The sequence below is a fragment of the Pseudomonas petrae genome, assembly GCF_021728295.1.
In the GTDB taxonomy this organism is placed as follows: domain Bacteria; phylum Pseudomonadota; class Gammaproteobacteria; order Pseudomonadales; family Pseudomonadaceae; genus Aquipseudomonas; species Aquipseudomonas petrae.
On the sequence record NZ_JAKJXE010000011.1, the window covers coordinates 195,777 to 203,408 of the forward strand.

Genomic DNA, 7,632 nt, shown 5'->3' on the forward strand with positions numbered 1-7,632 from the left:
CGCTAATCGCGTTGGGCCATCAATTAATATCATCGCTTGTCGGTGGATTGGTTCTTGCGCCAGTCAGCAAGGCCCCACAAGCTATGCTCCATCGTCCTACGTCTTTATCGTCTTACGTCTTTCCAGGGAAGAAGGTTTATCCATGCGAATACTTGTTACCGGTGGCGCCGGCTTCATCGGCTCTGCGCTGATCCGTCATCTGATCAACAACACCGATCACGACGTCCTCAATTTCGACAAGCTGACCTACGCCGGGAATCTTGAGTCGCTGCGGGGCATCGCCACGAACACTCGGTATGAGTTCGTGCAAGAGGACATCGTTGACCAGGCTGCGATGAGCAAAGTCCTCGCACGCTTCAAGCCCGACGCGATCATGCACTTGGCGGCTGAGTCCCACGTCGACCGTTCGATTGACGGCCCGTCGGAGTTCATCCAGACCAACATCGTCGGCACCTACAGCCTCCTGGAAGCGACCCGCAGCTATTGGCTGACCTTGCCCGAAGCCGAGCGCGCAGCTTTCCGCTTCCATCACATCTCCACTGACGAAGTGTATGGCGACCTGCATGGCGTGGACGATCTGTTCACCGAAACCACGCCCTACGCGCCAAGCTCGCCGTATTCGGCCAGCAAAGCGGCATCGGACCATCTGGTTCGCGCCTGGCAGCGCACCTACGGGCTGCCAGTGGTTGTCACCAACTGCTCGAACAACTACGGCCCGTTCCACTTCCCCGAGAAGCTGATCCCGCTGGTGATTCTCAACGCCCTGGCCGGGAAGCCGCTGCCGGTGTACGGCAACGGCTTGCAGGTGCGTGACTGGCTGTTCGTCGAAGACCACGCCCGCGCACTGCTCAAGGTGGTGAGCGAGGGCCAGGTCGGCGAGACCTACAACATCGGCGGGCACAACGAACAAAAGAACATCGACGTCGTGCACGGCATCTGCGCGCTGCTCGAAGAGCTGGCGCCGGAACAGCGCAAAGGCGTGGCCCACTACGCGGACCTGATCACCTACGTGACCGACCGCCCGGGCCATGACATGCGCTACGCCATCGACGCCAGCAAAATCGAACGCGAACTGGGCTGGACGCCGGAAGAGACATTCGAATCCGGCCTGCGCAAAACCGTACAGTGGTATCTCGACAACCTTGAATGGTGTCGTAACGTGCAGGACGGCAGTTATCAGGGCGAACGCCTGGGCACCAACGTGAAGGAACTGATCGCATGACTAAAGGAATTGTACTGGCCGGCGGCTCGGGCACGCGCCTGCACCCAATCACCCTCGGGGTCTCCAAACAGCTGTTGCCGATCTACGACAAGCCGATGATCTATTACCCGATCTCGGTGCTGATGCTGGCCGGGATCAAAGACATCCTGGTCATCTCGACGCCGCTGGACCTGCCGCAATACAGGGCGCTGCTGGGTGACGGCAGTCAGTTCGGCGTGCACTTTCATTACGAGGAGCAAGCCAAGCCGGACGGCCTCGCGCAGGCATTCCTGATTGGCGAAGAGTTCATCGGCGACGACTCGGTGTGCCTGATTCTCGGCGACAACATCTTCCACGGTCAGCACTTCAGCGAGCAGCTCAAGCGTGCGGCGGACAACACCTCCGGGGCGACTGTGTTTGGCTACTGGGTCAAGGATCCGGAGCGTTTCGGCGTGATCGATTTCGATGAGCACGGCCACGCGCTGTCCATCGAAGAGAAGCCCAAGGCGCCTAAATCCAGCTACGCCGTGACCGGTCTGTATTTCTACGACAACGAAGTCATCCAGATCGCCAAAGACGTCAAGCCGTCACCACGCGGCGAGCTGGAGATCACCGACGTCAACAACGCTTACCTCAAGCGTGGCGATTTGCGCGTCGAACGTTTTGGCCGCGGCTTCGCCTGGCTCGACACGGGTACTCACGACAGCCTGCTGGACGCGTCGCAATACGTGCAAACCATCGAGCACCGTCAGGGCCTGAAAGTCGCGTGCCTGGAAGAAATCGCCTACCAGAACGGCTGGATCGACCGCGCCCACCTGTTGAATCGGGCTGACTATTTCGGCAAGACCGGCTACGGTCAGTACCTGTTCAAGATCGCAGGGGAAAGTCAGTGAAAGTGGTTGCCAGCAAGTTGCCTGAAGTCCTCATCATCGAACCCAAGGTGTTCGGCGATGAGCGTGGCTTCTTCTACGAAAGTTTCAACGCCCGGGCCTTTGCCGAGGCCACCGGCGTAGCCGATCAGTTCGTGCAGGACAATCACTCGCGCTCGCAAAAAGGCGTCCTGCGCGGGCTGCATTACCAGATCGAAAACCCGCAGGGCAAACTGGTCCGTGTAACCGTTGGCCGCGTGCTGGACATCGCCGTCGACATCCGTCGCAGCTCGCCGCAGTTCGGCCAGTGGTTCGGTCTGGAGCTGTCTGCCGAGAACGCTCGCCAGCTGTGGATTCCCAAGGGTTTCGCCCACGGCTTCGTGGTGTTAAGCGACTACGCAGAGTTTCTCTACAAAACCACCGACTACTACACGCCATCGGCCGAGCGCTGCATTCGCTGGGACGATCCTGAGCTGGCCATCGACTGGGGCTTGAGCGAAGCACCTCAGTTGTCGGCCAAAGATCAGGTCGGCAAGATCTTGAAAGAAGCGGACCTGTTTCCGTGAGTGCGCCGCTGCGGATTCTGATCAGCGGGCAACAGGGCCAGGTGTCCCATTCGCTGCAGCAACGCCTGCAGAACATGGGTGAGCTGATCGTGCTGGGCCGTGATCAGCTGGATTTGAGTCAGCCGGAATCCATCCGTCCAATGGTTCGGGACATCAAGCCGGACCTGATCATCAACGCCGCCGCGCACACGGCGGTGGATCAGGCCGAAAGCGAGCCGGACCTGGCCTTCGCCATCAACGCGACGTCTCCCGGTGTGTTCGCTGAAGAAGCCGCTGCCTTGGGCATTCCGCTGATTCACTACTCCACCGATTACGTGTTCGACGGCAGCAAGCAGAGCGCGTGGGTTGAATCCGACACGCCAAATCCGCTGGGCGTCTACGGCAGCAGCAAGCTGGCGGGCGAGCGGGCCATCGCCGCAGCGGGCGGGCAGCATCTGATTTTGCGCACGAGCTGGGTTTACTCCCTGACCGGGCGCAATTTTCTGCTAACCATGCAGCGCTTGTTGCAAGAGCGCGAGAAGCTGTCGATCGTTGCGGACCAGATCGGCGCGCCCACCTGGGCCGGCACTATTGCCGCCAGCACCGGAGCGCTGATTGAACGCTGGCGTGAGGGGGCTCCGGGCGCCTGGGGTGTTTATCACCTGACCGCCAGCGGCGAAACGTCGTGGTTCGGTTTCGCTGAAGCGATTGGTCAGCAATTGATCAACAGCGGCAAGCCCTGCGCAGTACTTGAGCCGATTGCTTCCAGCGCTTACCCGACGCCGGCCGCACGTCCACTCAATTCGCGTCTGGATTGCAGCCGGTTGCAGCGTGAGTGGGGCGTTAGCCAGCCCGACTGGCACGATGCGTTGCTGGAGTGCTTAGCGCAGCAGCGGTAGGCATAATGGGCCGACTCGATGTTGAGCGGCTGCGGAATACTGATTCATCCGCAACCGCTCTACGTCGCAACGAACCCACCGGCGATTTCATGATCAGCACCAACGCCCTTCCCCGCCGTCCCCGCTGGCGCAGCCTCGCCCTGCTGGCGCTGATCCTCGCCCCGCTGTTGTGGCCACTCGAACGCCTGGCCGAACACTATTACCGCAATGAACTGCTGAGCCAGAATCGCCAGACCCTCGACCTGTACGTCGCTAACCTGCTGGGCACGCTGCACCGCTATGAAGTCCTGCCGCAGATTCTCGGCGACCTGCCCGGCCTGCGCGCCATGCTGGCGAACCCCCAAGACAAGCATGCCCAAGCTCAAGCGAACGTGCTGCTGATGAACACCGCCCGGCAAACCGGCGCCGAGGTGATCTACCTGATGGCGCCCAATGGCGACACCCTCGCTGCGTCGAACTGGGACAAACGCGACAGCTTCGTCGGCCGCAACTTCGCCTTCCGCCCGTATTTCAGCAACGCTATGGCTGGCAATCTCGGCCGCTTTTTCGGCTTGGGCACGACGTCGGCCAAACGTGGTTACTTTTTCGCAGCCGCCGTGCGCGACGGCGAGACCGTGATCGGTGTGCTGGTGGTCAAAGTCGACCTGGACCTCACTGAGACCTTGTGGGGCAAGACGCCGGAGCAGTTGCTCGTCACCGACCACAACGGCGTGGTGATCCTGACCTCCAATCCCGCCTGGCGTTTCCGCGCCACGCGCGCCCTCAGCGAGGAAGAAAAGCAGGCGATCGTTGCCATTCAGCCCTACCCGACCCGCGATCCGCGCCCGCTGCAGCTGGATGAAAACGGCTGGCTCAAGCAGACCCGGCAGATCGACGAAACCGGCTGGAGCGTCAACATCCTTGCGCCCAAGGTGCTGGTGTCGAGGCCCGTGCGAACGGTCGTGGCGATCGGCGGTGCCACGTTGCTGGTGTTGATGCTGCTGCTGGGGCTGATGATGCAGCGGCGGCGGCATTATCTGGATCGCATCAACTTCGAGGCCAAGGCGCGCCGTGAATTGGAAGTGCGAGTCGCCGAGCGGACCTGTGACCTGGAAGGCGTCAACCAGCGACTGCGCCAGGAAGTGCTCGAACGCGAGCAGGCGCAGCAAGAACTGTTTCGCGCCCAGGACGAACTGGTTCAGGCCGGCAAGCTGTCGGCGCTGGGCACGATGTCGGCGAGCATCAGCCATGAACTCAACCAGCCACTGGCGGCGATTCGCAGCTACGCCGAGAACGCCGAAGTGCTGCTCGATCATCAGCGCACCGAGGACGCCCGCGGCAACCTCAAACTGATCAGCGAACTCACCGGACGCATGGCGTCGATCATTGCGCACCTGCGCGCCTTCGCCCGGCGTGACCGACATGCGCCTGAAAGCGTAGCGCTGCAACCAGCGCTGGACGATGCGCTGGCCCTGCTCGCCAAGCGTCGGCGCGCGATGGAAGTGGAACTGATTCGCGACCTGCCCGCCGCAACCTTGTGGGTGCAGGCCGGCGAGACGCGGCTGCGTCAGGTGCTCGGCAACCTACTGGCGAATGCGCTGGACGCGCTGACCGAGAAAGGCCCGCCGCGCAAATTGTGGATCAGCGCCGAGTACAACGCCGAGGGCGTTAATTTGTATATCCGCGACAACGGCCCCGGGTTTTCCAAAGAAGCGCTGGAGCACGCGCGCGAGCCGTTCTTCACCACCAAAACGCGCACCCAGGGGCTCGGCCTGGGCCTGGCGATCTGCGATACGCTGATGCGCGCACTGGGCGGCGAGTTGCTGTTTGCCAATCACCCGGAAGGCGGCGCGCTGCTGACGTTGCGGATGCGCACCGGCGCCTCGGGCGTCAACCTTCAACCGCCAGAGGACTTATCTGCATGAGCACCGACGCCATCGACAGCCAGATTCAGGTGGTGCTGATCGACGACGACCCGCATCTGCGCCAGGCGCTGAGCCAGACGCTGGACCTCGCCGGCCTGAAAATCCTGCCGCTGAGCGACGCCAAAGGCCTGCAAGCGCGCATCGAGCGCGACTGGCCGGGGGTGATCGTCAGTGACATTCGCATGCCGGGCATCGATGGCCTCGAATTGCTCAACCAGCTTCATGCTCAGGATCCAGACCTGCCGGTGCTGCTGATCACCGGCCACGGCGACGTGCCGCTGGCGGTGCAGGCCATGCGTGCAGGCGCCTACGATTTTCTGGAAAAACCCTTCGCCAGCGACGCACTGCTCGACAGTGTTCGGCGCGCACTGGCGCTGCGCCGGCTGGTGCTGGACAACCGCAGCCTGCGGCTTGAGCTCAGCGATCGTCAGCAACTGAGCACGCGACTGGTGGGATTGTCTGCCCCCATTCAGCGCCTTCGCGATCAGATCGGCGCGCTGGCCGCGACCAGGGCTGACGTGTTGATTCTTGGCGAAACCGGCGCCGGCAAGGAGGTGGTCGCCCGCGCACTGCATGATTTGTCCAATCGCCGTAACGGTCCGTTCGTGGCAATCAACGCAGGGGCGCTGGCCGAGTCGGTGGTCGAGAGCGAACTGTTCGGCCATGAATCGGGCGCCTTCACGGGCGCGCAAAAGCGCCGTATCGGCAAGTTCGAATTCGCCAACGGGGGCACGCTGTTCCTGGATGAAATCGAAAGCATGAGCATGGACGTTCAGGTCAAGCTGCTGCGCTTGCTGCAAGAGCGCGTGGTCGAGCGTCTGGGCGGCAACCAGCAGATTCCGTTGGACATTCGCGTGATCGCGGCGACCAAGGAGGACCTGCGCCAGGCGGCGGATCAGGGGCGTTTCCGGGCCGACTTGTATTACCGCCTCAACGTCGCGCCGTTGCGCATTCCGCCGCTGCGCGAGCGTGGCGAAGACGCGTTGGTGCTGTTCCAGCATTTCGCCGACACCGCCAGTTTGCGCCACGGCCTGCCACGGCATGAATTGCAGCCGGGGCATCGGGCGCTGCTGCTGCGCCACACCTGGCCGGGCAACGTGCGTGAACTGCAGAACGCCGCCGAGCGTTTCGCCTTGGGCCTTGAGCTGGAACTGGAAGGCGCCGCGCAGCCGGACCTGGTGGCGTCCAATGGCGGGCTGAGCGAACAGGTGGAGGCGTTCGAGCGGGCGTTGATCGCCGCCGAGCTGACCCGCCCGCACAGCTCGGTCCGCAGCCTCGCCGAAGCCCTCGGCCTGCCACGCAAAACCCTGCACGACAAACTGCGCAAGCATGCGCTGACCTTCAACGGCGCGGGGTCCGACGACAATGACTGACCGGCAACGTTTATCCGCTAAAGACCTGGAAGCTGTGTTGCACCATGACATTCCCCTCACCCGGGAGATGGGCATCAAGGTGCTGGGCTGGCGAGACCATCAACTTCGTCTGCACCTGCCATTGGCCGCGAACGTCAATCACAAGAACACCTTGTTCGGCGGCAGCCTGTACTGCGGCGCGGTACTGGCGGGCTGGGGCTGGCTGTATCTGCGACTCAAGGAAGCCGGCATCGACGATGGGCACATCGTGATTCAGGACGGCCAGATCAGTTATCCCCTGCCGGTCACCCGCGATGGCGTCGCCATTTGCGACGCACCGGATGAAGCGAGTTGGGAGAAATTTCTGAAGTTCTACCAACGCCGCGGTCGCGCACGACTGACGCTGCACACCCGCATCATGGCCGAAGATTCAGAAGAAACGGCAGTGGAATTCGTCGGGCAGTTCGTGCTGCATCGCTGAACAGATGCAGCCTCCATCTGTAGGAGCGCGCTTGCCCGCGAAAAATTTCCCTGCCAACACATAATAATCTGGCACACCTGACGAGGTTGAGGTGAGTCAGTGGGAATAAAGTCGCCTGGCAGAGCGCTTTCGCGGGCAAGCGCGCTCCTACACGGGATTTGCGGCGGATGACGTAGCGCAGGCTGCACGGGAATCTGCGGACACCCGCTTGCCGATGACATATCGGGGGGCAGACATCTGTAGGAGCCGGCTTACTGGCGAACCCAATCTCTCAGCGCCATTTACGTCGCCTGACACGCCGCATTCGCCAGCAAGCCGGCTCCTTGTATCTCGACTAATGCGCCTTCGGGAGCGATAGTTCTCGACTGATCATCGAGGGAT

General features: G+C 62.1%; 7 protein-coding genes. All 7 read left to right on the forward strand.

Features of this window, described 5'->3' with window-relative positions; translation table 11 throughout:
• Positions 1-142: 142 nt before the first annotated feature.
• Positions 143-1,222 carry a dTDP-glucose 4,6-dehydratase gene (gene rfbB / locus L4G42_RS19825; protein ID WP_237249979.1) on the forward strand — a complete coding sequence of 360 codons (1,080 nt, stop codon included), beginning with the start codon at positions 143-145 and terminating at the stop codon, positions 1,220-1,222.
• Positions 1,219-2,094 (forward strand): glucose-1-phosphate thymidylyltransferase RfbA, encoded by an 876-nt coding sequence (gene rfbA / locus L4G42_RS19830; protein ID WP_237249980.1) that lies wholly within the window; start codon positions 1,219-1,221, stop codon positions 2,092-2,094. Before rfbB ends, rfbA begins: the two co-directional genes overlap by 4 nt.
• Positions 2,091-2,636 (forward strand): dTDP-4-dehydrorhamnose 3,5-epimerase, encoded by a 546-nt coding sequence (gene rfbC / locus L4G42_RS19835; protein ID WP_237249981.1) that lies wholly within the window; start codon positions 2,091-2,093, stop codon positions 2,634-2,636. Before rfbA ends, rfbC begins: the two co-directional genes overlap by 4 nt.
• Entirely contained in the window at positions 2,633-3,514 is an 882-nt protein-coding gene (gene rfbD, locus L4G42_RS19840) for a dTDP-4-dehydrorhamnose reductase (RefSeq protein WP_237249982.1), read from the forward strand. The genes rfbC and rfbD overlap by 4 nt, the downstream gene beginning before the upstream one ends.
• 89 nt (positions 3,515-3,603) lie before the next feature.
• Entirely contained in the window at positions 3,604-5,418 is a 1,815-nt protein-coding gene (locus L4G42_RS19845; protein WP_237259212.1) for a sensor histidine kinase, read from the forward strand.
• Positions 5,415-6,791 carry a sigma-54-dependent transcriptional regulator gene (locus L4G42_RS19850; protein ID WP_237249984.1) on the forward strand — a complete coding sequence of 459 codons (1,377 nt, stop codon included), beginning with the start codon at positions 5,415-5,417 and terminating at the stop codon, positions 6,789-6,791. Before L4G42_RS19845 ends, L4G42_RS19850 begins: the two co-directional genes overlap by 4 nt.
• The gene (locus L4G42_RS19855) at positions 6,784-7,251 is read left to right on the forward strand and encodes a YiiD C-terminal domain-containing protein (RefSeq protein ID WP_237261127.1); all 468 of its coding nucleotides are present in this window, start codon (positions 6,784-6,786) and stop codon (positions 7,249-7,251) included. Before L4G42_RS19850 ends, L4G42_RS19855 begins: the two co-directional genes overlap by 8 nt.
• The last annotated feature ends 381 nt before the right edge of the window (positions 7,252-7,632 follow it).